Source organism: Sphaerisporangium krabiense (assembly GCF_014200435.1).
Taxonomy (GTDB): domain Bacteria; phylum Actinomycetota; class Actinomycetes; order Streptosporangiales; family Streptosporangiaceae; genus Sphaerisporangium; species Sphaerisporangium krabiense.
Genome location: NZ_JACHBR010000002.1, coordinates 482,696 through 505,371, shown reverse-complemented (window position 1 = coordinate 505,371; position 22,676 = coordinate 482,696). Strand labels below are relative to the sequence as shown.

Sequence of the window (22,676 nt, the reverse complement as noted above, 5' to 3'; positions counted from 1 at the left end):
TCCGGCGGCCGGGCACGGTGGGGTGAGTCCGGGTGCCGTCTCGGATCCACGCTCAGGACACAGGTCAGGATCGCACGCGCCGGCGACGCCGCGGCGCGGCCTCAGGCCTGGCCCGGTTCCACCGGCAGCAGGGCGCGGATCGTGGCCTGGACGGCCTCGAGGTCCACGGCCTCGGGAGCGACCCGCCACTGGGCGTGGACGCCGATGACGGCTCCCACCAGCAGGGCCGTGAACGCCTCCGGGGTGGCTCCCGGGGGAAGCGCCCACGCCGGTAGCCGGGACTGTACCTCCCGGCGTAGCGCCGCGTGGAGCCGCGCGTGGTGCTCGCGGATCGGCGAGCCGACCTCCACGGCCTCGGCGAGCAGAGTGATGAACAGGCGCGTGGCGGGCAGGCGGATGAAACCGATGACCTGCTCCAGCGCATCACCATGGCCTTCTCCCACAGGCGCGGGAAAGGCGGTCAGCAGGGCCTGCATCTGCTCGTCGAGCACCGCTTCCAGCAGACCCGATTTGCCGCCGAAGTGCCAGGGGATGGAGCCGCGGCTGATTCCGGCCTTCTCGGCGATGTCGATGAAGCTCGTCCGCCGGTACCCCTTCTCGGCGAAGAGCTCGGTGGCCGCCGTCACCAGCAGCCGGCGGCTCTCCTCGGTCCTCTGGATACGTCGCGTGGCCATGCGACCATCAAACCAGGTATGCCAGATGGCAGAGCGAGTGCCAATCGATATAACCTGTGCTGGCTGACATAGAAACAGAGGAGAGCGTGCACAGGCGCGGCATTAAGGGGGAAAGGCGCGATGAACTCTGCGAAGCGGCTGCTCCACTGGGCGAGCGGGATCATGGTGGTGCTGGGAACAGGGCACCTGGCGCTGGCGTCGCTCCTCACCCGGCAGCAGATCACCGGCTGGGCGGAGCGGGGCCTGTGGGCGACCGTCCCGCTCTTACCCACGAAAGAGGGCGCCGTGCAGGCGGTGGAGTCCCTTCAGAGCAAGGCCGCCTTCTGGGGCGGTCCGGGGTGCTTCTCCGTGCCCCTGATCCTCCTGGGCTGCCTGATATGGCACCTCGCTGGACGCGGCACGGCCCTGCCGGCGCGAATCGGCTGGGCCCTGGCGGCGTGGGGCGCGGTAGGAGGCGTCCTGCTCGTGCCGTCCCCGTTCTTCGCCCTGACCGCCTCCGGGGTGCTCATCATCCTGGCGGCACGCAGCGCGAACCGGCCCGGCGCTGACCGAACCTGACCCCGCCCCCGCGCTCCTTCGCCAGTACGGCTCTCGCTGAGGGAGTGCCCATCTCGAACGGTCTTCCGAGAGTGACGGTGCTGACTCTGGCTAGGTAGGGGTCAATGAGTCCCCTGCCCAGAGACGTAAGAAGCGGGCGAGTCGGCCTGTAGGCGGGTGCCAATTCCACCCGCCCCTGACCTGCGACTCCCTCAGGGATCTACTCTCTGACCTGCGAGAACACTGCCGTCCTCTGCCACTGCCCTCTACCGTCTTCCAACACCATGTGCCCTCGATGTGCCCCCCGGGGGCCATGTCGTCAGACGCGTCCCTCCCCCTCCCCCACCACCACGTGAACCGACTGCCGCCACTCCAGCGCCTCGGGAACGTCCCGGTACTCCAGCAGATGCTGGCCCGCGATCTGCTGGAGCAGAGCCCTGACCTCCGCGGGCGTGGCGCGGAAGAACTCCCGGCGGAGGTTGACCCTGTTGACCCGCCGGTCGTTCAACGCGGCGTGCAACCGTCCCTCAAGCCCGACCGCGTCATCACTGAAGATCAGCGCATGCGTGTCGAACCTGAACGGCACCGAGGCATCCCCCAGCTCCCGCACCCGGTCCTCCGGCTCCAGACGGCGGGTCATGCCGATCTTGACGACGTCCTCACCGAACGCGCCGACGTTGGAGATCACGTACACATACCCGGCCCGGACATTGGCCTCACGCGCCTCCACGTCAATGACCGCCGCGCCGATCTCCTCCAGCTTCGCCTTCAGCTCCTCCGCCCCGCCCTCGTCCCCCTTGGCGATCAGCTTGGCCAGCGCCGCCTTGTAGTGAGCCTCCTCCTTGCGCAGCCGGACCTTCTCCCGCTCGAACTCCCGGCGCGCGGCCTCCTCCTCACGCTGCTGCTCCCGCTCGGCACGGGTGCGCTCCTTCTCCTCCTCCTGCTTGGCCAGATAATCGGCGGTCAACTCCAGCTCGTAGACCCTCAGCCGGTGGTAGTCACCGCTGACGTGGATGTCCATCGTCTTACCGAGCTTGACGATCATCTCCACGGCCTTCTCCAACCGGTCGACGGCCGACTGCAGCTTGTACGGACGCATCGTGCGCACACAGTTGTCGGCCTCGGCGTTGTAGGCGCGCAGCATCAGCTTGGAGAAGTCGCGCACCATCCGACGCCCTTCGGCCGCCGACCCGTTGACCTGCCAGCCCGTGGAGCCCAGCACCGCCTTGTTCTCCCTGGCCATCGCCTTGATCCGAGCCTTGACCTCCGCCAGCCGCTCCTTGTACGCCACCGCGTCACTCAGCGGGTGCCGATAGTCATAGACCCCTGCCTCCTGCAACAGCACGGTCTCCTCGGTCTGCACGACCCGCCGCTCGACCTCGTGCAGCCGCCGCGCGGCGTCCGCGACGGCCTCCCGCAACCGCCCCCGCTCGGCACGCAGCTCCTCGGTCAACGCGGCGACGCGCATGGCGTCCATCCCACCCAGCCGCTCGATCCACGCGCGCAGCTCGGTGTTCTCCGCTTCCAGCTTCTTCTTCCCGCTGAACAACCCTCCGCCGCTTCGCTCCGGCAACACAGGCACCGGGGCTGGAACGGAGGGCGGCGCCTGATGAGCAGGAGCAAGGAGGGGCGGTGCCTGTACGGGCACCCAGAACTGCCAGCCGGGCGGCGCCGGCGGCCACGACGGATCCGGCTGCCACCCCTGCGGAGGCCGCCAGCCCGCGGGCGGAACCGGCCATCCGGGAGGCGAGTTGAACCGGTACTCCATCGTGGGGGCCCTCCTTGACCGTGCGATCCTCACACCACATGCCATAGGAGGACAGCCACCTGAGCTGATCGGTTTACAACGCCCGCAGCGATCTAAAAGAATGTCACCTGAGCAGCCGGACATCCACCTGTGCCTTCGCCCCCTGCCGTTCTCAGCTCCTCTCGTAGACCTGGGTGTGCCGCGCCATGTTTCTCGGCCATCTGGGACTACTTCCCGATCCATCCTCTTCTCGGGACCCGTTTCGCGGCCAAACCGTGGACCGGGTGTGTAGCGCACACGTCGCGTTGACTTGCGGCGCGCGCATTGGCCATAGCCAAGCAGCCACCAGACCCCAAACATACCTAATATGGACATTAATGACTTATGCGACATATTTCATAAATCGGCGACCCGTAAGTTTCCGTCGCCCGCGCCCCATACACGCTCCGATTCACTCTGCTTGTGAACCAAAGCCCCCCGCGAGGCGTCATCCTTAGTAGCCTCCAGCAAGCCTCGCCGTTTCGTTGGAGGCTAATTTCGACACGCAGGATCCCGCCAGGCTCCGGCCAGGCGACAATCGAAGCGGTAAGAGCAAGAAGGCTGAAGAGCTCCTCGCCAAAGGTCGCGACATCGAGGTCATCAGCGAAGTCGACTTCCTGGAACGGCTCGCCTGCAGCGAACCCACTAGGTAAGGATGAGAGCGACCCTGTTTCGCATGAGCGCTGGACGATGCCGCGAATTTGTTCGACCTTCCAGTTTTCTGATCAGAAGAACCTCGCCAATTCGCGGATTCTCTGAGCCATCTCGTCGCGCCTTTCAGCGTACAGACGCGCCCGATGCCCATTGGCCCCAGAGGGACGCGGGAAACCGGAGAGAACTCGCTCTCGCGAGACGGCTGTGAGCCCGACAGCCATACTCGCCGCCTTGCCCAAGGGGATCACGAGGGCATCAGGGACCATTTCGAGATTCTTGTCAAGGACCTGACGAGCGAACGCGGTAAGCACAGGGTGTCGATCAACCGCAGGAGATCCTGAGTAGTTCGCTCCCTGAACGAATACGGCGTGGCAGATGGCCGATGTGCTCGCGAGGAGATCGGAGCGGTATGCGAACAGCCCGGCTGTGCTGTCAAGTCCAAGCGCGTCATGGAGTCCGATCCCGTCCAACATCGAGATCATGTTGGTACGCATGACACCAGCGAAGCTTCCCGTCTCATCCGCTTCCTTGAGCGCCTCGTCGAGGGTCCTACCGCTTCGCAAGGCCCGGACGGCGGTCCGCACAGCCAGATGCATCTGCTGGCGGTCCGGTGTGAGGCCGACAAGCATTACACGGGCATTGGCGTTCACCCAGTCGAACGGGACGAAGTAGATCTTCAGTTGAGCAGCAGGGTCCTGAAGGAGATGCACGGCATCGGCTTCCACGAAGTCTGGGACGGCCCCTCTGACACTTGACCGCTCGACCCGTACGGAATTGCACCAGCGCGGAGTGTACCCAGCACTCAGGTCGTCGGCTGGAGGTGGACGAGGATCATCCAGTTGTCCTCGTCCTTCGTATAGGTGGCCCGGACCCTGTACCTCCCAGGATCGAGATCGATGACGAGCCGATCGTCGGGTTCCGACTCAGCACCGGGGATCGCGGAGTCGAAGAGCACGACCGACTCTCGCGCTTCCCAGATCAGGTCCTCGTCATCGTCCCAATCTGGTTCACCTGCCAGGGTTCGCCTGGCCGCCGCGATCAGCTCGGTTTCGGAGTCAGCGCCGGCCCAGCGCACGAAGAGACGCTCGGTCGCCAGGAAAGTCGTCATGGCCGGCTCGTCACCGAGGACAAGGGCGCGCTGCGCACCAACGACAACAAGGCCGATGTAGCCCTCAACAGCACAAGCGCGACCGTAGTCACCCCACGTCTCTACGGGGCCGTCGTTGTCGTCCACACCAGCCCAGTTGTTCAGCTCAGACTCAGGGACGGCGATCAGCGGCCCTCCCGCGCTCCGAACCCAGGTGTGAAGCACTGATGGCCTCGCTTTCATCGGTAAATCCGCAGAAAAAGGAATCTTGCTACTCGGCCATGATCACACGATGCCCCTACCCTGCGCTTCCTCAGAGGGAATCAAATGTCGTAGATCTGACGGCAAGGCAGCGCTAACCTGGGGCGGTGCTGTCTTCACGGCCTTGAGGTGCCGTTATGGCTTCCCTTGGCTGTCATCGCTTTGCAGTGGTTTCCGGGCTCGTGTGCCCTAGACGTGCCCTGGAGCCGGGCAGACTCTCCCCGATAGGCTCTTTCCTCCACCGCGAAGGGAACGAGATGGGCGGTTTAGGCATGCCCGAGTTGATCACGTTCGTGATCCCCGTGATCGTTCTGTTTCTCGTTGTGTACGGCGCAGTTCGACTGGCGCTCAAGCATGACCGTCGCAGCCAAGAGCGTGGACGCTGAAGCCCCGAAATGACATTCACGGCATCATTCCGCTGGTCGGACCCACAGGTCGCCTCTGTCCCGATCTTCCCGTCTGCCTTCGACCCACCCGTAGGGCAGCGGGCCGGGGACGGAGGGTCATGCCCAGCTTTGCGTGTACATGGTCCCGGTGACCTTCCACGCGCGCTGGCTTGTCCTGCGGTCACAGCTGGGCTTGACCTGGAGGAGCCGGGCTGCTGGGCTTGCCCGGGGTCGATGGCAGACGGGACGACCAGGGCCACCTCAGCCACTCACGGCCCGCACCGTCGCGCGGTGATCATCCCTGAGCCTGAGCGCTCCCGCCGGAGGCACCGAGACCTCAGCCCCGTCTGACCCGCCACCCTCCCGCGGGGGCAAGCCCCCGCCAGTGCCACCACCCCGCAGCGCGTGCCCGTCCGCCTGGCGTCCGGGCCGGGGACTTTGAGCGCACCCCCACGCTCCCTCTCCCCGCCTTCCCCTCACCCTTCTCCGTCTTCGCCTCGGCGTCTGGTGTGCTATCGGAGTGGTGATGTGGTCTTGGGCGCTGGCGCAGCTCCGCGTGTCCGCCCTGTCCCCTCCACCTTTGGGAGAGATCCCCATCGGCACCGAGCAATTCGGCAGCCTCGGTCACCCTCCGCGTCGCTTGCGGCGCGGGGCGCGCCGCTGCCGGCCGACCGGCCGAAGAGCCGCAGCGGCCGGCGGGCGAGCGCGGCCCCCGAACCCTGAATGGAGCTTCGGGCAGTTCTGTGTGGACATGCGGGCCGTGACAGGCTTTCAGGGATGCGCAGCGCCCACACCCCTCCCCGCCCCTCCTGGCGCCTTGGGATCGGCACCCCACGCTGCCCGCTCGCCCTCTTCCCGCCGTACCTGGCATCCCCTTCTCGGCGGGGATCCGCCTTGAAGACGTAGGGAAACTGGTAACAGGTCGGCTCTCGGGGATGCGACTACAACAGTCGCGAACCGTCATGGACGCGGACGAACGGGCTGTCACTTCGAAGTGCGTCGAAAACGCGAATGGCTCTGGCTTCGGGCATCCGATCTTTCACCTCGTCGAGGGTGAGCCATGCGGATTGGAGTGCTTCATCACTAGGGCGGGGCTCACCGCTGATCGGGTGACATTGATAGGTCAGGGAGACCACACCGAGAACCATGTTCTTGTAGACGCCCGTGAGAACGTCCGGCTCGATCTGGATGCCGGTCTCTTCCAGGACTTCACGGATCCCCGCATGGTCCGGTGTTTCGTCCAGCTCGACAACGCCACCTGGAGGTACCCAACGCCCGTCGTCTTCACGCTGGATCGCGAGCACACGTCCATCTGAATGGAGGACGACCGCGGTAACACTGACCGAGTGCCGGGGTAGCTCTACCGTCGGTGGGCCTCCTAACCTGCCTGTCCTTTCGTAGGACAAACGCGCTTGCCGGCTTGGGAAGACGTTGATGACCGTCTCTGCGGCTATACCCTCGGCGGTGTAGGCAATGCGGTCCACTTCGAGGACATGTTGGGCTTCGGTGAGGTTCAGAAACTCTGCCTCTTTTCATCCTTCATGTCACTCCACTCCCTACCTCGTCATCATTTGAGCCTGATGCGTCAGATGTGGCCACTGATGTTTCCCACGCCGTGGAGATACGGCCAAACTGGACACTTCCCGACGCGGAACATCGGCAACCATATGCTCGAACAAGCATTCGACTCGACGTTACGCCTTCATGGCGCCTAACACCACTGCCATCGGGCCTACCATGGCGCTACGGGGCAGCTTGTAGCTCCCACTTCAACCGATTCGGTTGGGGCGGTGAACCAGAGCGGTTCACTAGTGCCGTGACCGGAAACGATCACTGGGTTGTAGACATGGGTGTCGTTGGAGAGGCCGATAGCCTGACACGTTTTCAGGGATCGCTTGCCGGTCCGTCAACACCAGTGTTGGGGGTAGACGACGACCATGGTGGGAGTGAATTCAGCGGTAGCCGGTCAGCCCGTCGGCCAGTTGTTCTTCGTCACCGTCACGGTGCGCCGATAGGGCCTGCTGCAGGGCGAAGGTTGTGCGGATGACGGCGATGCGGGTGGCGATCGTGCTGTCCGACCAGCCACCCAGCGTAAGTACCCGATTCAAGAAGTCGCTGCCGTAGCTGGCGTCGACGGCCGCAAGGTCCTCGGCGGGATCACCGATCGTTACCTCATCCCAATCGATCACCCCGCTGAGCACTGGCAGTCCGTCATGGCACTCCCATAGGACGTTCTCGGCACCGAGGTCACCGTGCACCACCGCTGCGGTGATGTGGGGAAGGCTGTCGAGCGCCGTGAGCTCTCGCTCGGCTCGTTGGCGTCCGCCATAGGACATGAGCCCGAACAACTCGGCGCGGACGCCCGCTGCGAACTGCCGCCACCGATCTTGTGGTGCCGGCAGGGCCGCCCGCACCTTCTCCTCAGGGCCGATCCGGGCCAACTCGGTTAGCAGCGTGACGTACTGCGCCGCCGCGGCCTCGGCGAGCTGGGGATCTTCGAGTGCATCGGCTTCCAACGGGGCTCCGGGAACGCGGCCGAGGACCAGGAACGGCAGCTTGTCTGTGCCCTGAGCGCTGCCCTCCAGCAGTGGCTGAGGCGTGCGGAAGCCGAGATCGAACCCGGCGAGCAGGCGCAAGACGGCGGCCCTGTGCGGTAGCCGGGCGGCCGCGGCCTCGGTGCGAGGCAGGCACACGACACGGTCTGAGCCGATCACCACTTGATGGAATTGCCCTTGACGGACGGTGAGATGTTCCGGTTCGCTGCCCGGCAGCAGCCGGCTCAGCAGAGTGCGATTCGTCTGCAGGATCTGCATGGGGTGCGAACTGTCCTTTTCTTCAACGTGGCGGTATTACCGGGTGGGGGGTCACGCTGCGGGCGCCAGCGGTCGGCCGCCCCAGCGGATGCCCTTCTCACTTCGGACGCGGGCGCGTTCGCGGCGTTGGGCGGTCAGCACGTCGGGGTGGCGGGCGTGGACGTTGCGCCAGCGCAGGCAGGCGTGCAGGACCCGGGTCTGGACGGTGTGGCTGGGATGGCCGGAGTTGGCCAGGGTGAACTGGCGCAAGGGGCCGAAGTGCGCCTCGATCGGGTTGGCCCAGGAGGCGTAGGTCGGGGTGAACAGCAGCCTGACCTTGCGCTTCTTCGCCCAGGCGCGGATGCGCCAGTTCTTGTGGGCCGACAGGTTGTCGCCGATCACGTAGATCGGGGCGCCGTCCGGGCTGGCGGCGCGGATCGATTTCAGCGCGGCCCAGGTGTGGTCGATGCCCTTGCGGGCCCGGTTGACGCCCCACAGCAGGTCATCCCCGACGCAGTAGCAGCCGTGGAAGTAGGTGACGCCCTGGGTGCGGCGGTAGGTGGCCGGCAGCCGGTCCGGCTCGCCCGCCGGTGCCCAGCCCGAACCGGCGGTCGGGCGGATGCCCAAGGGGCCGAACTCGTCGAAGGCGAAGGTGCGCTCGGGCCGCTGCGTCAGGGCGTACTCGATCTCATCCAGCTTGGCGTCGAAGTCCGGGTCCGGGGACTCCTTCCACGTCTTGGTGCGCTGGAAGGTGATGCCATGACGGGCCAGCAGGGTGCGTAACGCCCCCCGGCCCAGGGTGAGAGCACGGCCGGGCAGACGGTGCAGACAGTGCAGGAGCTTGCGGATGGACCGGCGGGTGAAGGGCTGGCCGAGCTTGTTCGGGCGGGTGGCGGCCGTCTGCGCGACGAAGGCTTCGTCGTCAGGACTCAGCAGGCGGGGACGGCCTCCCGCCCACTGAGGGTCCAGGCAGGCCAGCCCGATCTCGTTGAAACGATGAATCACATCGCGCACGGTGTCCTCATCGCCTGCACCAGGCAGGCGATCACCGGCACGGTGTTGCCGCCGGCCGAGGCCAGCAGGATCATCGCCCGCCGATACCGGACCGTGCTCATCGTGCCACGCCGCACGATCCGCTGCAGCTTCTGCCCTTCCTGGTCGGTGAGTCTGCGGACCTTGACCAGTTGCGTCACTCTGCCTCCCGAGCGCTGATCGAACGTGATCAGCACCATCCAACTGGCAGCAGCGTCCTACACGCCAACCCGGTGATCGTTTCCGGTCATAGCACTAGGCGTCTGCGGGATCTGCGGGCAACTCGTGCCCTGAGAATGCCCTGATCATGGTGTGGGGACACTCCGCCCCTGGCGGGAAGTGTGAGAGCGGGCGAGTCGGCCTGTAGGCCGGGTTCTGTCCTTTGCGGTGCAAAGGGGCGACCATCCATCTAGGGCCGTCGTTGCCGGCGGCCTCAAGCGGTCTACCCGCGCGGCTTGGGCGGGTCACCCTCGAACGCCGCGCGCGGGGCCCTCCGGGGAGGGTCCCTTCTTGACCTTGCTCCGGGTGGGGTTTACCGAGCCGCCCACGTCACCGTGGGCGCTGGTGGTCTCTTACACCACCGTTTCACCCTTACCTCCCGCGAGGGGAGGCGGTCTGTTTTCTGTGGCACTGTCCCGCGGGTCACCCCGGGTCGGCGTTACCGACCACCCTGCCCTGTGGAGCCCGGACCTTCCTCGGCAGGGCGTAAGCCCTGACGCGGTCGCCCGGCCGACTCGTCCGCTATCCGGGCAAGTTTAGCCGATGGGCCAGGGGTCGCGGGGCCGGAGGGGCGGGCTCAGCGCAGGTGCGCGGTGTCGTTGAAGGCCCTGACGAGCTGGGGGCCGTCGACGAAGTAGTCGATCGAGGAGAGCGAGGCCAGGTCGAGGTGCATGCGGTACAGCGCGGCCGGGGGGGCGAGCAGGGCGGAGGACAGCAGCAGCTTGATGGGGCTGACGTGCGAGACGACCAGGATGGTCTTGCCCTGGTGGTCCGCGAGCAGGCGCTCCCTGGCGTCCTCGACGCGGATCGCCGCCCGGTCGAAGCTCTCCCCGCCGGGCGGGGCGACGGACGGGTCCTCCAGCCAGGCCGCGAGTTCCCTGGGCCAGCGGCGCTGGATCTCGGTGAACGTGTGGCCCTCCCAGTCGCCGAAGTCGACCTCGCGCAGGCCCTCGTCCACGGCGACCGTCAGGCCGGTGCGGGCGGCGACGGCCTCGGCGGTCTGCCGGGCGCGGCGCAGGGGGGAGCTGACGATGACCTCGACGACGTACGGGGGGCGGGACAGGCGGGCGGCGGCGGCCTCGGCCTGGGCGACGCCCGCGGGCGTCAGCTCCGGGTCGCCGGTGCCGGAGAAGCGGCGGTCGATGGAGAACGGCGTCTCGCCGTGGCGGAGCAGGAGGAGGGAGGTGGCCGGGGCGGGGGCCTGCCATCCGCTGGTGGCGCCGGGCTTCGCCGCGACGACGCGAGCCTGCTCGGCGGACACGGAGCTCGTCACCACCTCGCCCGTCACCACCTCGCCGACCGTGGCTTCGGTGGCGGCGGTCTCGGCGGCGCCGGAGGGGAGGTCGAACAGGGCCTCGGTGGTTCCCGCCCGGCCGGTGGCCGATGCGGACCCTCTGACGGCCTGGGTGGCGGTCTTCGAGCCAGGGGTACGCGAGCCTGAGGCAGGCGGGCTTGGGGTGCGCGAGCCGGGGCCGCCCGAACCTGGAGCGCCCGAGGACAGGCCGCTCGTGCCCGGGGCGCCGGAGTCGGGAGTGCCGGGGCCTGAGGTTCGGGGAGGCGGAGGGAGGGTCTTGGACTGCCAGCGGGCGCCTTTGGCGGCGGCGTCCATGGCCTCGTTGGCGAGGCGGTCGGCGTCGCGGTTGCGTTCGCGGGGGATCCAGCGCCAGGTCACGCGCAGCCGGCCGGCGAGGTCGCGGGCCTCCAGCGCGAGCGGCCTCAGGCCCTCGTTCTTGATCTTCCAGCGGCCGGCCATCTGCTCGATGACGAGCTTGGAGTCCATGCGGACCTCGACCGCGGCGCCGTCCCCGGCGAGCGCGAGGACCGAGCGCAGGCCGGCGATCAGGCCCTGGTACTCGGCGACGTTGTTGGTGGTGACGCCGAGCGCGTCGGCCGCCTCGGCGAGGACCTGGCCGTCGGCGTCCTTGACGACCGCGCCGTATCCGGCGGGCCCCGGGTTGCCGCGGGAGCCGCCGTCGGCCTCGACGACGAGCTTCACAGGCCCGACTCGGGGGTGCGGACGAGGATCCTGCGGCACTCCTCGCAGCGCACGACCTCGTCCTTGGCGGCGGCGCGGATGCGGTTGAGGTCGGCGATGGACAGCGAGACCTTGCAGCCCTGGCAGCGGCCCCCCTGGAGCATGGCCGCGCCGACGCCGTACTGCTCGCGCAGCTTCTCGTAGAGGGCGAGCAGGTCGGCGGGGATGTCGCCGGTGATGCCGCCGCGCCTGCCCCTGCTCTCGGCGCTCTCGCGGTCGAGGTCGCCGAGGGCGGCGTCGCGCTTCTCCTCCAGCGTGGACAGCCCCGCGCCTATCTCGGCGCGCTCGGCGCCGAGCCGGGCGACGGTGGCGTCCGCGGCCTCGCGGCGCTCCATGATCTCCAGGACGACGTCCTCCAGGTCGGCCTGGCGGCGGTGCAGCGAGGCGATCTCGGACTGGAGGTTGGACAGGTCCTTGGAGGAGCCGACCTGGCCGGAGTCGAGGCGCTTTTGGTCGCGCTCGGCGCGCACGCGCACGGCCTCGACGTCGGACTCGGCCTTGGCCTGCTCACGGGCGAGGTCGGACGCCTCGGTCTCCGCGGTGATCACCTCGGTGGCGAGGCGGGCGAGGCGGGCGGAGCGCTCGTCGATCTCGGCCAGCTCGGGCAGCGTGCGGCGGCGATGGGCCAGCCGGTCGAGGACCGCGTCGAGCTCGGCCAGTTCGAGCAGGCGCTTCTGGGCTTCCGGGGCTGCTTTCACTTAATCCTCGCACTGTGCTGTTGTGGTCCAGGCGTCCGTCACCGTCCGCGAGACGCGCGTCTCAACATTAATCCCCTTCGCGGCCATTGCGGACGCGAGCAGGTCGGCCGCTTGCGGAAGCCAGGGCCATTCGGTCGCCCAGTGGGCCGCGTCGATGAGCGCGGGGCCGCCGCCCGGCTCGGTGGCCTGGAGGAACTCGGCGGCGGGGTGGTGGCGCAGGTCGGCGGTGAGAAAGACGTCGGCGGCGCGGACGGAGTCGAGGCCGAGCAGCGAGTCGCCCGCGCCGCCGCTGACGGCGACCGTGCGCACGGTGCGCCCGGGGTCGCCGGCGACGCGCAGGCCCCAGGCGGTGCGCGGCAGCCCCCGCACGGCCTGGCCGGCGAACTCGCGCAGGGTCATGGGGGCCGGCAGGTCGCCGACGCGGCCGAGCCCGCGGCGCGGGTCGTCGGCGGAGGGCTGGAGGGGGCGCAGGGCGCCGGTCAGGCCGACCGCCCTGGCCAGGGCGTCGGAGACGCCGGGGTCGGCGACGTCGGCGTTGGTGTGGGCGGTGTAGAGGGCGATGTCGTGCTTGATCAGGCGGTGTACGAGGGCGCCCTTGGGGGTGGCGGCGGAGACGGTGGTGGTGCCGCGCAGGTAGAGGGGATGGTGGGCGACGATCAGGTCGGCGCCCCAGGCCACGGCCTCGTCGCCGACGCTCGCCACCGGGTCGACGGCGAAGAGGATCCTGCGCACGGGGCGCGCCGGGTCTCCGCAGACCAGGCCCACGGCGTCCCAGGGCTCGGCCCAAGCGGGGTCATACGCATGTTCAAGTTCCGCGATGATCGCGGCCAAGGTCGTCGGGGACACGTGCGCAGACTATCGGCACGTCCTAGCGTGAGGAGGTCCTGACACCCGGGGGGCCGCCGAATGGCACTGAACGTAGCGATCATCGGGGCCGGCTTCGGCGGACTGTGCATGGCGATCCAGCTCCGGAAGGCCGGCGTCACCTCCTACACGATCTTCGAGAAGGCGGAGCGCCTCGGCGGGACGTGGCGGGACAACACTTATCCGGGCGCGGCGTGCGACGTGCCGTCCCACCTGTACTCCTACTCGTTCGAGCAGGGCCACGACTGGTCGCGGCGCTACCCGCGCCAGCCGGAGATCCTCGCCTACCTGGACCGGTGCGCGGGCAAGTACGGCGTGCACCGGCGGCTGCGGCTCGGCGCGGAGGTCACGGCCGCGGTGTTCGACGAGGCCGCCGGACGCTGGCGGGTGACGACGGCCGACGGCGAGCACGGGCCGTTCGACGTGGTGGTGTCGGGGGTGGGCCAGCTCAACCGGCCCCGCCTGCCCGACATCCCGGGCCTTGGCGAGTTCGAGGGGACGAGCTTCCACTCGGCGCGCTGGGACCACGGCCACGACCTCGCCGGGCGGCGGGTCGCCGTGATCGGCAACGGCTCCTCGGCCGCGCAGTTCATCCCGCGCGTCGCCCCGGTCGTCGCCCGTCTGGACGTCTACCAGCGCACGCCGAGCTGGGTGATCCCCAAGCCGGACGGCGCGTACGGCCCCGGCCTGCGTGCGGCGTTCCGCCACCTGCCGCCGCTGCGCTCGGCCAACCGCCGGAGGGTCAACCGGTTCATCGAGAGCGTGGTGTACCCGGCGCTGGTGGACGGCTGGAGCCGGCCGCTGATGACCCGGCGGGCCACCGAGCACCTCAGGAAGCAGGTGCCCGACCCCGCGCTGCGGGCCAGGCTGACGCCGGCCTACCCGATCGGCTGCAAGCGCATCGTGCTGGACGACGACTACTACCCGGCGCTGACCAGGCCGAACGTGGAGGTCGTGACCGACCCCATCACCCGCGTGACCCGGCACGGCATCGAGACGGCGGGCGGGACGCTCCGCGAGGTGGACACGATCATCTTCGCGACCGGCTTCCTGACCACCGACTTCCTGGCGCCCATCGAGGTCGTCGGACGCGGCGGGCGGCGCCTCGGCGAGGCGTGGAAGGACGGCGCCGAGGCCTACCTCGGCATGGCGGTCCCCGGTTTCCCGAACCTGTTCCTGCTGTACGGCCCGAACACCAACCTCGGGCACAACTCGATCATCCTCATGATCGAGGCGCAGGTGCGCTACATCATGGGCTGCCTGCCGCTGCTGGGCGCCCACGGCCCGATGGAGGTGCGCCCGGCGGCCATGGACGCCTGGCGCCGCGCCCTGGAGGGGGCGCTCGCGCGGACCGTCTGGCAGGCCGACTGCGCCAGCTGGTACAAGAACGCCGCCGGGCGGGTGACCAACAACTGGCCTGGTCCGGCGGCGGCGTACCGGAGGATCACCCGGTCGCCGCGCCCCGGCTCCTTCACCTTCGGCTGAGGTCCCGGCCACGTTTCTCTTCGCCGGATCGTGCGTATACCGTCGAGGGACATCGGACCATCCAGGACGAGCCCGGCCTGCCTCCGCGCGGGTTGGCGTCAGGCCGGGAGCGCGGCGGCGAGAGGAGTCCACACGTGTTCGCTGACCTCCACCGGGACGCGATCGTGGCAGACACCCACAACGACCTGCTGATGGCGGTATCGGCGAGGCCGCCGGAGCGGTGGGCGTCGTTCTTCCGTGAGCGATGGCTGCCCCAGCTCCGCGAGGGCGGCGTGGACGTGCAGGTGCTGCCGGTCTTCATCGACGCGCACTACCGCCCCGAGGGCGCGCTGCGCCAGACCCTGCGGATGATCGAGTGCGCGCACGTCATCGCGGAGGGCAACCCCGGCGAGGTCGGCATCTGTCACGACGGCGCGCAGATCGACGAGACCGTCGCGCTCGGAAGGATCGCCCTGGTCATCGCCCTGGAGAGCATGCCGGGCGTCGACGCCAGCGTCGAGCTGATCCCCACCCTGCACCGCCTCGGCGTCCGCGTGGCCTCCATCGCGCACTGGGGCCGCACGCCGCTCGCCGACGGCAGCGGCCAGGACGGCACGGGCAGCCGCCTGACCAGCGACGGCGTGGCGGCCCTCGCCGAGATGGAGCGCCTCGGCATGGTCTTCGACATCTCCCACCTCGGCGCGTCCGGCGTGGCGCACGTGCTGGAGATCGCCACGCGGCCGGTCATCGCGACGCACTCCTCGGCCCGCGCGCTGCGCGACCACCACCGCAACCTCACCGACGACCAGTTGCGCGCGGTCGCGGCGGGCGGCGGCGTGGTGTGCGTGAACTTCCTGGCCGCGTTCCTGGCGGAGAAGCCCGAGGGGTACACGATCGAGCGGCTCGGCGACCACATCGCGCACGTCGCCGAGGTCGCGGGCATCGACCACGTCGGCCTGGGCCCGGACTTCGTCCGCGAGGTGATGGACGACCTGACCCCGCCGTGCGAGAGCCCGAGCACGACCGGCCTGGACGTTCTCGCGTCGGTGCCGGGGCTGGACGGGCCGTCCGGCATGCCGCTGGTCACCGAGGAGCTGCTCAGGCGCGGCTTCGGCGAGGACGAGGTGCGCAAGATCCTGGGCGGGAACGTGATGCGGCTGTTCCGGGCCGAGCTGGGCCGTCCGGCCGGGAGCAGGCCGGAGGACGTCCTATGACGCCCGGCGACCTGCCCACCATGCTGGACGACCTGGAGGAGCTCGTCCTGTGCGAGTCGTTCTCCTCCGACCACGGCGCGGTCGCGGCGAGCGCGGCGGTCGTGGCCACGCTCGGCGTCCGCCACCTCGGCGCCGAGCCTGAGACCCTGGTCGTCGACGGCGTGACCCACCTGCGCTGGAGCTTCGGCGCGCCGCGGGTGCTGCTGCTCGGCCACCACGACACGGTGTGGCCGATCGGATCGTTGCGCGCGCATCCCTTCTCGGTGACCGACGGCGTCGCCCGCGGCCCCGGCGTGTTCGACATGAAGGCCGGGCTCGTGCAGCTCTTCCACGCGCTGCGGTCGCTGCCGTCGCTGGACGGGGTGTGCGTGCTGGTCACCGGGGACGAGGAGCTGGGCTCGCCGACCTCGCGCCCGCTGATCGAGCGGATCGCGCGGGACTGCGCGGCGTCCCTGGTCCTGGAGGCCAGCGCCGACGGCGGGGCGCTGAAGACCTCCCGCAAGGGCGTCTCGCACTACCGGCTGGACGTGGAGGGCCTGGCCTCGCACGCGGGCCTGGAGCCGCACAAGGGCCACAACGCGGGCATCGAGGTGGCCCACCAGGTGCTCGCCATCGCGGCGATGGACGGCGGAGACGGCGCCACGACCGTGACCCCGACGCTGCTGAGCGCGGGCAGCAGCGTCAACACCGTCCCCGCCCGGGGGTCGGTCGCGGTGGACGTGCGGGCGGTGGACCTGGCCTCGCAGCGGGAGGTGGACGCCCGCCTGCGCGCCCTCACCCCCAAGGTCCCCGGCACCCGGCTGGAGCTGTCCGGCGGGCTCAGCCGGCCTCCGATGGAGGCCGCGTCCTCCGCCGCGCTGTTCAAGCTGGCCGAGCGGATCGCGGCCGAACGCGGGCTCGGCCCGCTGCGCGGCGTGGCGGTGGGCGGCGGCTCGGACGGCAACTTCTCGGCGGGGGTGGGCTGCCCCACGCTGGACGGCCTCGGCGCGGTCGGCGGCGGCGCGCACGCGGCGCACGAGCACGTGATCGTCGAGGAGATGCCGCGCCGCTGCTCGCTGCTGGCCGGGCTGGTGGCGGCGATCCTGGCGGGGCCCGCGTGACCGAGGCGCATGAGGAGGCCGCGCGGCGCGCCGGGGTACGGGTGCGCGAGCTGCGCGACATCTCGGAGTTCGAGCAGGTCGCGGCCTTGTTCGACGCCATATGGAAGGCGCCGCCCTCGGGCGTGCCGATCACGGTGGAGCTGATGGCCGCGTTCGCGCACAGCGGCAACTACGTGGCCGGGGCGTACGCGGGCGAGCGGCTGATGGGCGCGAGCGTCGGGTTCCTGTCGGGGCCGCCGGGGACGGGGCTGCACTCCCACGTCACCGGCGCCGTGGTGGGCCGGGGCGTCGGGCCGGCGCTCAAGCTCCACCAGCGGGCGTGGGCCCTGGCGCGTGGCCTGGAGAAGATCGTCTGGACGTACGATCCTCTGGTGCGCCGCAACGCCCACTTCAACATCGCCAAGCTGGGCGCGCGGCCCGAACGGTACCTGCCGTCGTTCTACGGCCGCATGGAGGACGCGGTGAACGCCGGGGACGAGTCCGACCGTCTGCTGGCGGTGTGGCGCGTCGCCGCGCCGGGCTCGGAAGCGGGCCCGGGGCCGGCCGTGCCGCCCCGGGACGCCGTGACGGCGCTGGCCGAGCGGGACGGCCGTCCGGTCCGCGGGACCATGGACGGCCGGGTGCTGCTGGTCGGGACGCCTCGGGACGCCGAGACGCTGCGCCGGGAGCACCCGGCCGTGGCGGCGGCGTGGCGGCGGGCGGTGCGCGAGACGCTGGGCGCGCTGCTGGACGAGGGGGCCGGGATCACCGGCTTCACCGCGGCGGGCGCGTACGTCGTGGAACGGTCATGAGAGGACACGGGGTGGACGGGACGCGATCATGAAGATCACCGGGGTCGAGCTGCGCAGGATCGCGATGCCGCTGGTCGCGCCGTTCCGCACGTCCTTCGGCACCGAGACCGCGCGGGACGTGCTGCTGGTCAGGGTCGTCACGCCGGAGTCGGAGGGGTGGGGCGAGTGCGTGGCGATGTCCGAGCCGCTCTACTCCTCCGAGTACGCCGACGGCGCCGCCGACGTGCTGCGCCGCTTCCTGGTGCCGGCGCTGACGGCCCTGCGGGATGTGGACGCCTACGGGGTCGAACGCGCGCTCGCGCCGTTCAAGGGGCACCGCATGGCCAAGACCGCGCTGGAGTGCGCCGTGCTCGACGCCGAGCTGCGCGCGGCGGGCCGCTCCTTCGCGGGCTTCCTCGGCGCGGCCCGCGACCGGGTGCCGTGCGGGGTGTCGGTCGGCATCATGGACTCGGTGCCGCGGCTGCTGGACGCGGTCTCCGCCTATCTGGAGGCGGGGTACGTCCGGGTCAAGCTCAAGATCGAACCGGGCTGGGACCTCGTCCCGGTGCGCGCGGTGCGGGAGCGGTTCGGGGACGACCTGCTGCTGCAGGTGGACGCGAACGCGGCCTACACGCTGTCGGACGCCCCGCACCTGGCGAGGCTCGACGAGTTCGGCCTGCTGCTGATCGAGCAGCCCCTCGGCGAGGAGGACCTGGTCCAGCACGCCGCGCTCGCCCGCCGGCTGAGCACCCCGCTGTGCCTGGACGAGTCCATCGTCTCGGCCGGGCACGCCGCGGCGGCGATCTCGCTCGGGGCGTGCTCGATCGTCAACATCAAGCCCGGCCGCGTCGGCGGGTACATCGAGGCGCGGCGCGTCCACGACGTGTGCCGGGCGCACGGGATCGCGGTCTGGTGCGGCGGCATGCTGGAGACGGGGATCGGCCGGGCCGCCAACGTCGCGCTGGCCGCGCTGCCGGGCTTCGCGCTGCCGGGCGACACCTCGGCCTCCGGCCGCTACTTCGCCACCGACGTCACCGAGCCGTTCGTCCTGGAGGACGGCCACCTGCCCGTCCCCGCGGGCCCGGGCCTCGGCGTGGCGCCGCTCCCCGGCGTCCTGCGGGAGGTGACGACGTCCACCGAGTGGATCCCCGCCTGAGGCGCCGCCGTGGGCCCTCGGCGAGACGGATGACCCCGTCGTCGCCGGAACCGTGAGCGAAACGTCCAGCCCGGGTTGCGCCGTCCGCGAGGAAGGGCACGATGCGGTGACGTGAGCGACACGAATGCGAACCTTCTCAACGGCCGGCGTTTCATCATGGTGAGCTCCACGGCGAGCGAGGTGAACGCCGAGGCGCCGACGCGGTTCACCTACGAGGAGGCCGACGGCCTGATCTGGGGCAGCTACGACGGCGACACGGTGATCCAGGGCCGCTTCGTCGGCACCCGGGACGACGACCGCGTCGAGCTGTCGTACGTGCACGCGCTGAAGGCGGGCGGCCGGGCAGGGGGGCGCAGCTCCAGCCGCATCGAGACGCTTCCGGACGGCCGCCTGCGCCTGGTGGAGGAGTTCGTCTTCGACGGGGACGACACGCCGCAGGTCAGCGTGTGCGAGGAGGTCTGACCTCCCGGGGTCAGGGCTCCTTGTGCATGGCGGCGCGGCCCTCGGCGGCGCTGGTGAAGCGCATCCTGCCGAGCGGCACGCCGGAGGGGGGCGGGGACTCGGCGGGGGCGGCGCGGTGCTGCGGCCGTCCCTGACGCCGGTCGGAGGGCAGCACGTACGGCCGGCGCAGCACCTCGTCGAGGATGAACACGGTCTCGGTGGCCTTAACGGCGGGGATGCTCGCCAGCCGCTCGGTGACCAGCGCGTGGACGGCGGCGACGTCGGCCATCCTGACCTGGATCATCGCGTCGTGCTGCCCGGTGGTGATCGCGCAGTACTCGACCTCGGGCATCTGGGCCAGCTGGGCGCGGAACTGCTTCCACATCTGCTGGCGCACGGTCACGAAGACCAGCGCGGTGATGCCGAGGCCGGTCCGGAGGTGGTCGACCTCGGCGGTGAACCTCTTGATGACGCCGTCGGCGCGCAGCGCCTCGAACCGGGTGTAGGCGCTGGCGCGGGAGATGCCGACCCGTTCGGCGAGGGCGGCGACCGAGATGCGGCCGTTCTCGCGCAGGACCTCGAGGATCTTCATGTGGGTCGCGTCGAGCTGCAGCCCGATGCCGATCCGTCCAGGGACCTGGGTCCCGGGCGATGGCGAGCCTGACATATCGGTCATCGGTGGTTCCTCGGCGTCATATTCGTCTTGCCTTCTTGCCATGAGCTGGACGTTCTAGCGGACAATCCTGGACGACACGCTACCAATCGTCTACAGAGCACCATTTCCGGAGGAAACAGTATGGCGACCCGTATGCGGCGCCGTCCGGCACGGCAGGCGAAGGCGGCTCTGCTGCCGGTCCTGCTCGCGGGCGCCCTCTCCCTCGCCGCCTGCTCCGGTGGCGGCACGTCCACCACGCCCGCGCAGAGCGCGGGCGGGACCGCGAGCAAGACCCTGGTGATGGACGCGTCCTTCACCCTCAAGACCGCGGACCCCGGCCGCAACTACGAGCCCACCGGCCTGATCATCGGCAAGGCCCTCTACGACACCCTGCTCACCTTCGAGGGGTCGGACGTCACCAAGCCCGTCCCCTCGCTGGCCGAGTCCTACGAGCAGTCCTCCGACGGCAAGACCCTCACGCTGAAGCTGCGCCAGGGCGCCACGTTCTCGGACGGTTCGCCCGTCACGGCCGACGACGTCGTGTTCTCCCTGAACCGCGTGCGCGACCTGAAGGGCAACCCGTCCTTCCTGCTCGACGGCGTCAAGGTGGCCAAGACCGACGACACGACGGTCACGCTGACGTCCGAGACGCCCAAGCCCGCGCTGCCGTTCATCCTGCCGAACCCCGCGCTCGGCATCCTGAACTCCAAGACCGTCAAGGCCAACGGCGGCGCCGAGGACACCTCGGACAAGGCCGAGCAGTACCTGAACGGCGCCTCCGCCGGGTCCGGGCCCTACACGCTGGAGTCGTTCAACGCCCAGTCGCAGGTCGTGCTCAAGGCCAACCCGAAGTACTGGGGCCAGAAGAAGCCCACCTACGGCAAGGTCGTGCTGCGCAACGTCGAGTCGGCCACGCAGAAGCTGAACGTCCAGCGCGGCGACAGCCAGGTGGCGCTGGACCTGTCCGGCGACCAGATCAAGACCGTGAGCGGGAGCCAGCAGACCACCAAGACGGCCTCGGCCAACATGGTGTTCCTGCTCGCCAACCAGGACACGGCCGTCAGCAGGACGTCGAGCAACCCCAAGATCGTCGAGGCGGTCCGCAAGGGCATCGACTACCAGGGCCTGCTGGAGCTGGCCGGCGAGGGCTCGGTGCAGGCGCCGGGCGTGATCCCGACGATGCTGCTCGGCGCGCTGCCGCCCGACCAGGCCGTCAAGCGGGACGTGGAGGCCGCCAAGGCCGCCGTCGCCGCCAGCGGGGTCGGCAACCCCACGCTCAAGCTGGAGTATCCGAGCGACCTGACCCTGCAGGGCCTGTCGTTCCAGCCGTTCGCCGAGCGGATCCAGGCCAACCTCAAGGAGGTCGGCATCACCGTCGACCTGGCCCCCGCCCCGGTGGCGACCGCGCTGGAGAACTACCGCAAGGGCAAGGAGGAGCTGGGCCTGTGGTACTGGGGCCCCGATTACCCCGACCCGACCGACTACCTGGTCTTCCTGCCCGGCAACACCGTCGGCCTGCGCTCCGGCTGGAAGAAGGGCGCCGACAAGGCCCTGGAGGAGCTCGGCGACAAGGCCGCCGTCACCATCGGCGACGACGCGCGCAAGCAGCTCTACACCGACATCCAGACCAAGCTCAACGCCACCGGCCCGTTCGTCCCGCTCATCCAGCCGAGCCAGAACATCGTGACGGCCGCCTCCGTCACGGGGCTGGCGTTCCACCCCGTGTGGACGGTCGATGTCGCAGCCCTCGGCGCCAAGTGAGGTCAGGACGGGCGGCGCGCCGGGTCGCGCCGCCCGTCCGGGCCGATCGCGCCACCCCCTGGCCCGCTTCCTGCTGCGCCGCCTCGCGATCGCGGTGCTGCTGGCGTTCGGGATCACGCTGGTCACGTTCGTCCTCACCAACCTGGTGCCCGGCGACCCGGTCACGGCCAACCTCGGCCAGAACGCGCTCGGGGACCCGGCGCTCGTCGCCCAGTGGCGTGCCGACCACGGCTTGGACAAGCCGCTGCCCCAGCAGTACCTGACCTACCTGGGCGGGCTGCTGCAAGGCGACCTCGGCGTCAGCCAGCAGAGCCACCGCCCCGTGCTCACCGACCTGGCCGAGTTCGTGCCGTCCACGATCGAACTGGCCGGCAGCGCCATCCTGGTCTCGCTGGTCGTCGGCGTGGCGTTCGGCGTCGTCGCCGCGCTGCGCCGCGACCGGCCCTCCGACCAGGCGCTGCGCGTGCTCAGCCTGATCGGCATCTCGGTGCCGACGTTCTGGCTGGCCCTGGTGGCGTTCTACGTGTTCTTCTTCCGCCTGCAGATCACGCCGGGCAGCGGGCGCATCAACCCCGACATGAGCGCGCCGCCCGCCGTGACCGGCCTGTTCACCGTGGACGCCGCGCTCGCGGGCCAGTGGGACGTGTTCGCCTCCGCGGCCGGCCACCTCATCACGCCGGCGCTGGTGCTCGCCGCGTACACCATCGGCCTGCTGACCCGGTTCACCCGCTCGGCCGTGCTGGAGGTGCTCGGGCAGGACTACGTGCGCGCCGCCCGGGCCAAGGGCCTGCCGGGACGGGTGATCCTCTTCCGGTACGTGCTGCGCTCGGCGCTGGTGCCGATCATCACGGTGGCGGGCCTGGCCTTCGGCAGCCTGCTGTCGGGCACGGTGCTGGTGGAGTCGGTGTTCGCGCGGCCCGGCATCGGCCAGTACGCCTACAAGAGCGCCACCACGCTGGATCTGCCCGCCGTGATGGGCGTCGGCCTGGTGGTGGGCTGCGTGTACGTCGTGATCAACCTGGTGGTGGACGTGCTGTACGGGGTCATCGACCCGAGAGTGAGACTGTCGTGACACATCCGCGTCCGGCCG

At 69.9% G+C, this 22,676-nt stretch carries 19 protein-coding genes, 1 other RNA gene and 1 pseudogene; 9 read left to right on the top strand and 12 right to left on the bottom strand.

Going from position 1 to position 22,676, the window contains the following annotated elements:
• Positions 1-101 precede the first annotated feature (101 nt).
• Complete coding sequence (locus tag BJ981_RS30265) at positions 102-674, bottom strand: TetR/AcrR family transcriptional regulator (RefSeq protein ID WP_184616829.1); 573 nt, start codon at positions 672-674, stop codon at positions 102-104.
• A 120-nt stretch (positions 675-794) separates the two neighbouring features.
• Here BJ981_RS30265 and BJ981_RS30260 point away from each other — a divergent pair, with 120 nt between their 5' ends.
• Positions 795-1,232: a DUF6463 family protein gene (locus BJ981_RS30260; protein WP_184616828.1), complete on the top strand. Its 438-nt coding sequence runs from the start codon at positions 795-797 to the stop codon at positions 1,230-1,232.
• Between the two features lie 298 nt (positions 1,233-1,530).
• On the opposite strand, the gene BJ981_RS30255 is transcribed toward BJ981_RS30260, so the two are convergent.
• The 10 genes and pseudogenes from BJ981_RS30255 to BJ981_RS30210 form a co-directional block, all read right to left on the bottom strand.
• A complete protein-coding gene (locus BJ981_RS30255; protein WP_512700931.1) occupies positions 1,531-2,502 on the bottom strand; it encodes an SNIPE associated domain-containing protein in 972 nt (323 codons plus the stop codon).
• Positions 2,503-3,722: 1,220 nt separating this feature from the next.
• Positions 3,723-4,376, bottom strand: coding sequence for a uracil-DNA glycosylase family protein (locus BJ981_RS30250; protein WP_184616826.1), 654 nt, complete (start codon positions 4,374-4,376; stop codon positions 3,723-3,725).
• 77 nt (positions 4,377-4,453) lie between these two features.
• On the bottom strand, positions 4,454-4,981 hold the full coding sequence (locus BJ981_RS30245; protein ID WP_184616825.1) for an Imm21 family immunity protein: 528 nt from the start codon (positions 4,979-4,981) through the stop codon (positions 4,454-4,456).
• A 1,345-nt stretch (positions 4,982-6,326) separates the two neighbouring features.
• Positions 6,327-6,791 carry an NUDIX hydrolase gene (locus BJ981_RS30240; RefSeq protein WP_184617663.1) on the bottom strand — a complete coding sequence of 155 codons (465 nt, stop codon included), beginning with the start codon at positions 6,789-6,791 and terminating at the stop codon, positions 6,327-6,329.
• Positions 6,792-7,337: 546 nt separating this feature from the next.
• A complete protein-coding gene (gene vph, locus BJ981_RS30235) occupies positions 7,338-8,198 on the bottom strand; it encodes a viomycin phosphotransferase (RefSeq protein WP_184616824.1) in 861 nt (286 codons plus the stop codon).
• A gap of 51 nt (positions 8,199-8,249) precedes the next feature.
• A pseudogene (locus BJ981_RS30230) lies at positions 8,250-9,409 on the bottom strand (IS630 family transposase).
• A 148-nt stretch (positions 9,410-9,557) separates the two neighbouring features.
• Positions 9,558-9,946, bottom strand: an RNA gene (rnpB, locus tag BJ981_RS30225) — RNase P RNA component class A.
• A 59-nt stretch (positions 9,947-10,005) separates the two neighbouring features.
• On the bottom strand, positions 10,006-11,424 hold the full coding sequence (locus tag BJ981_RS30220; RefSeq protein ID WP_184616823.1) for a bifunctional RNase H/acid phosphatase: 1,419 nt from the start codon (positions 11,422-11,424) through the stop codon (positions 10,006-10,008).
• Positions 11,421-12,161, bottom strand: a complete 741-nt coding sequence (locus tag BJ981_RS30215; protein ID WP_184616822.1) for a zinc ribbon domain-containing protein — start codon at positions 12,159-12,161, stop codon at positions 11,421-11,423. The genes BJ981_RS30220 and BJ981_RS30215 overlap by 4 nt, the downstream gene beginning before the upstream one ends.
• Positions 12,162-13,007 carry a Nif3-like dinuclear metal center hexameric protein gene (locus BJ981_RS30210; RefSeq protein WP_184616821.1) on the bottom strand — a complete coding sequence of 282 codons (846 nt, stop codon included), beginning with the start codon at positions 13,005-13,007 and terminating at the stop codon, positions 12,162-12,164. It lies immediately after the preceding gene.
• A 60-nt stretch (positions 13,008-13,067) separates the two neighbouring features.
• Here BJ981_RS30210 and BJ981_RS30205 point away from each other — a divergent pair, with 60 nt between their 5' ends.
• The 6 genes from BJ981_RS30205 (at position 13,068) to BJ981_RS30180 (ending at position 19,191) form a co-directional block, all read left to right on the top strand.
• Positions 13,068-14,510 (top strand): flavin-containing monooxygenase, encoded by a 1,443-nt coding sequence (locus BJ981_RS30205; RefSeq protein ID WP_184616820.1) that lies wholly within the window; start codon positions 13,068-13,070, stop codon positions 14,508-14,510.
• A gap of 134 nt (positions 14,511-14,644) precedes the next feature.
• Positions 14,645-15,703: a dipeptidase gene (locus BJ981_RS30200; RefSeq protein WP_184616819.1), complete on the top strand. Its 1,059-nt coding sequence runs from the start codon at positions 14,645-14,647 to the stop codon at positions 15,701-15,703.
• On the top strand, positions 15,700-16,803 hold the full coding sequence (locus tag BJ981_RS30195; RefSeq protein ID WP_204070297.1) for a M20/M25/M40 family metallo-hydrolase: 1,104 nt from the start codon (positions 15,700-15,702) through the stop codon (positions 16,801-16,803). Before BJ981_RS30200 ends, BJ981_RS30195 begins: the two co-directional genes overlap by 4 nt.
• On the top strand, positions 16,800-17,594 hold the full coding sequence (locus BJ981_RS30190; RefSeq protein WP_184616818.1) for a GNAT family N-acetyltransferase: 795 nt from the start codon (positions 16,800-16,802) through the stop codon (positions 17,592-17,594). The genes BJ981_RS30195 and BJ981_RS30190 overlap by 4 nt, the downstream gene beginning before the upstream one ends.
• A gap of 28 nt (positions 17,595-17,622) precedes the next feature.
• Complete coding sequence (gene menC / locus BJ981_RS30185) at positions 17,623-18,729, top strand: o-succinylbenzoate synthase (protein WP_184616817.1); 1,107 nt, start codon at positions 17,623-17,625, stop codon at positions 18,727-18,729.
• 111 nt (positions 18,730-18,840) lie between these two features.
• Positions 18,841-19,191, top strand: coding sequence for an avidin-fold protein (locus BJ981_RS30180; protein WP_239139286.1), 351 nt, complete (start codon positions 18,841-18,843; stop codon positions 19,189-19,191).
• 10 nt (positions 19,192-19,201) lie between these two features.
• On the opposite strand, the gene BJ981_RS30175 is transcribed toward BJ981_RS30180, so the two are convergent.
• The gene (locus tag BJ981_RS30175; RefSeq protein ID WP_184616816.1) at positions 19,202-19,846 is read right to left on the bottom strand and encodes an Lrp/AsnC family transcriptional regulator; all 645 of its coding nucleotides are present in this window, start codon (positions 19,844-19,846) and stop codon (positions 19,202-19,204) included.
• Positions 19,847-19,966: 120 nt separating this feature from the next.
• On the opposite strand from BJ981_RS30175, the gene BJ981_RS30170 reads away from it, so the two are divergent.
• Together BJ981_RS30170 and BJ981_RS30165 are read left to right on the top strand one after the other, a co-directional pair.
• Positions 19,967-21,586 (top strand): ABC transporter substrate-binding protein, encoded by a 1,620-nt coding sequence (locus BJ981_RS30170; RefSeq protein ID WP_184616815.1) that lies wholly within the window; start codon positions 19,967-19,969, stop codon positions 21,584-21,586.
• The gene (locus BJ981_RS30165) at positions 21,561-22,658 is read left to right on the top strand and encodes an ABC transporter permease (protein WP_184616814.1); all 1,098 of its coding nucleotides are present in this window, start codon (positions 21,561-21,563) and stop codon (positions 22,656-22,658) included. Before BJ981_RS30170 ends, BJ981_RS30165 begins: the two co-directional genes overlap by 26 nt.
• The last annotated feature ends 18 nt before the right edge of the window (positions 22,659-22,676 follow it).

Excerpts from the sequence above, each read along its gene's own strand:
- BJ981_RS30175 (WP_184616816.1), bottom strand. The coding sequence starts at position 19,846 with ATGACCGATATGTCAGGCTCGCCATCGCCCGGGACCCAGGTCCCTGGA.
- BJ981_RS30205 (WP_184616820.1), top strand. The coding sequence starts at position 13,068 with ATGGCACTGAACGTAGCGATCATCGGGGCCGGCTTCGGCGGACTGTGC.
- menC (WP_184616817.1), top strand. The coding sequence starts at position 17,623 with ATGAAGATCACCGGGGTCGAGCTGCGCAGGATCGCGATGCCGCTGGTC.
- BJ981_RS30195 (WP_204070297.1), top strand. The coding sequence starts at position 15,700 with ATGACGCCCGGCGACCTGCCCACCATGCTGGACGACCTGGAGGAGCTC.
- BJ981_RS30170 (WP_184616815.1), top strand. The coding sequence starts at position 19,967 with ATGGCGACCCGTATGCGGCGCCGTCCGGCACGGCAGGCGAAGGCGGCT.
- vph (WP_184616824.1), bottom strand. The coding sequence starts at position 8,198 with ATGCAGATCCTGCAGACGAATCGCACTCTGCTGAGCCGGCTGCTGCCG.
- BJ981_RS30165 (WP_184616814.1), top strand. The coding sequence starts at position 21,561 with ATGTCGCAGCCCTCGGCGCCAAGTGAGGTCAGGACGGGCGGCGCGCCG.
- BJ981_RS30265 (WP_184616829.1), bottom strand. The coding sequence starts at position 674 with ATGGCCACGCGACGTATCCAGAGGACCGAGGAGAGCCGCCGGCTGCTG.
- BJ981_RS30260 (WP_184616828.1), top strand. The coding sequence starts at position 795 with ATGAACTCTGCGAAGCGGCTGCTCCACTGGGCGAGCGGGATCATGGTG.
- BJ981_RS30245 (WP_184616825.1), bottom strand. The coding sequence starts at position 4,981 with ATGAAAGCGAGGCCATCAGTGCTTCACACCTGGGTTCGGAGCGCGGGA.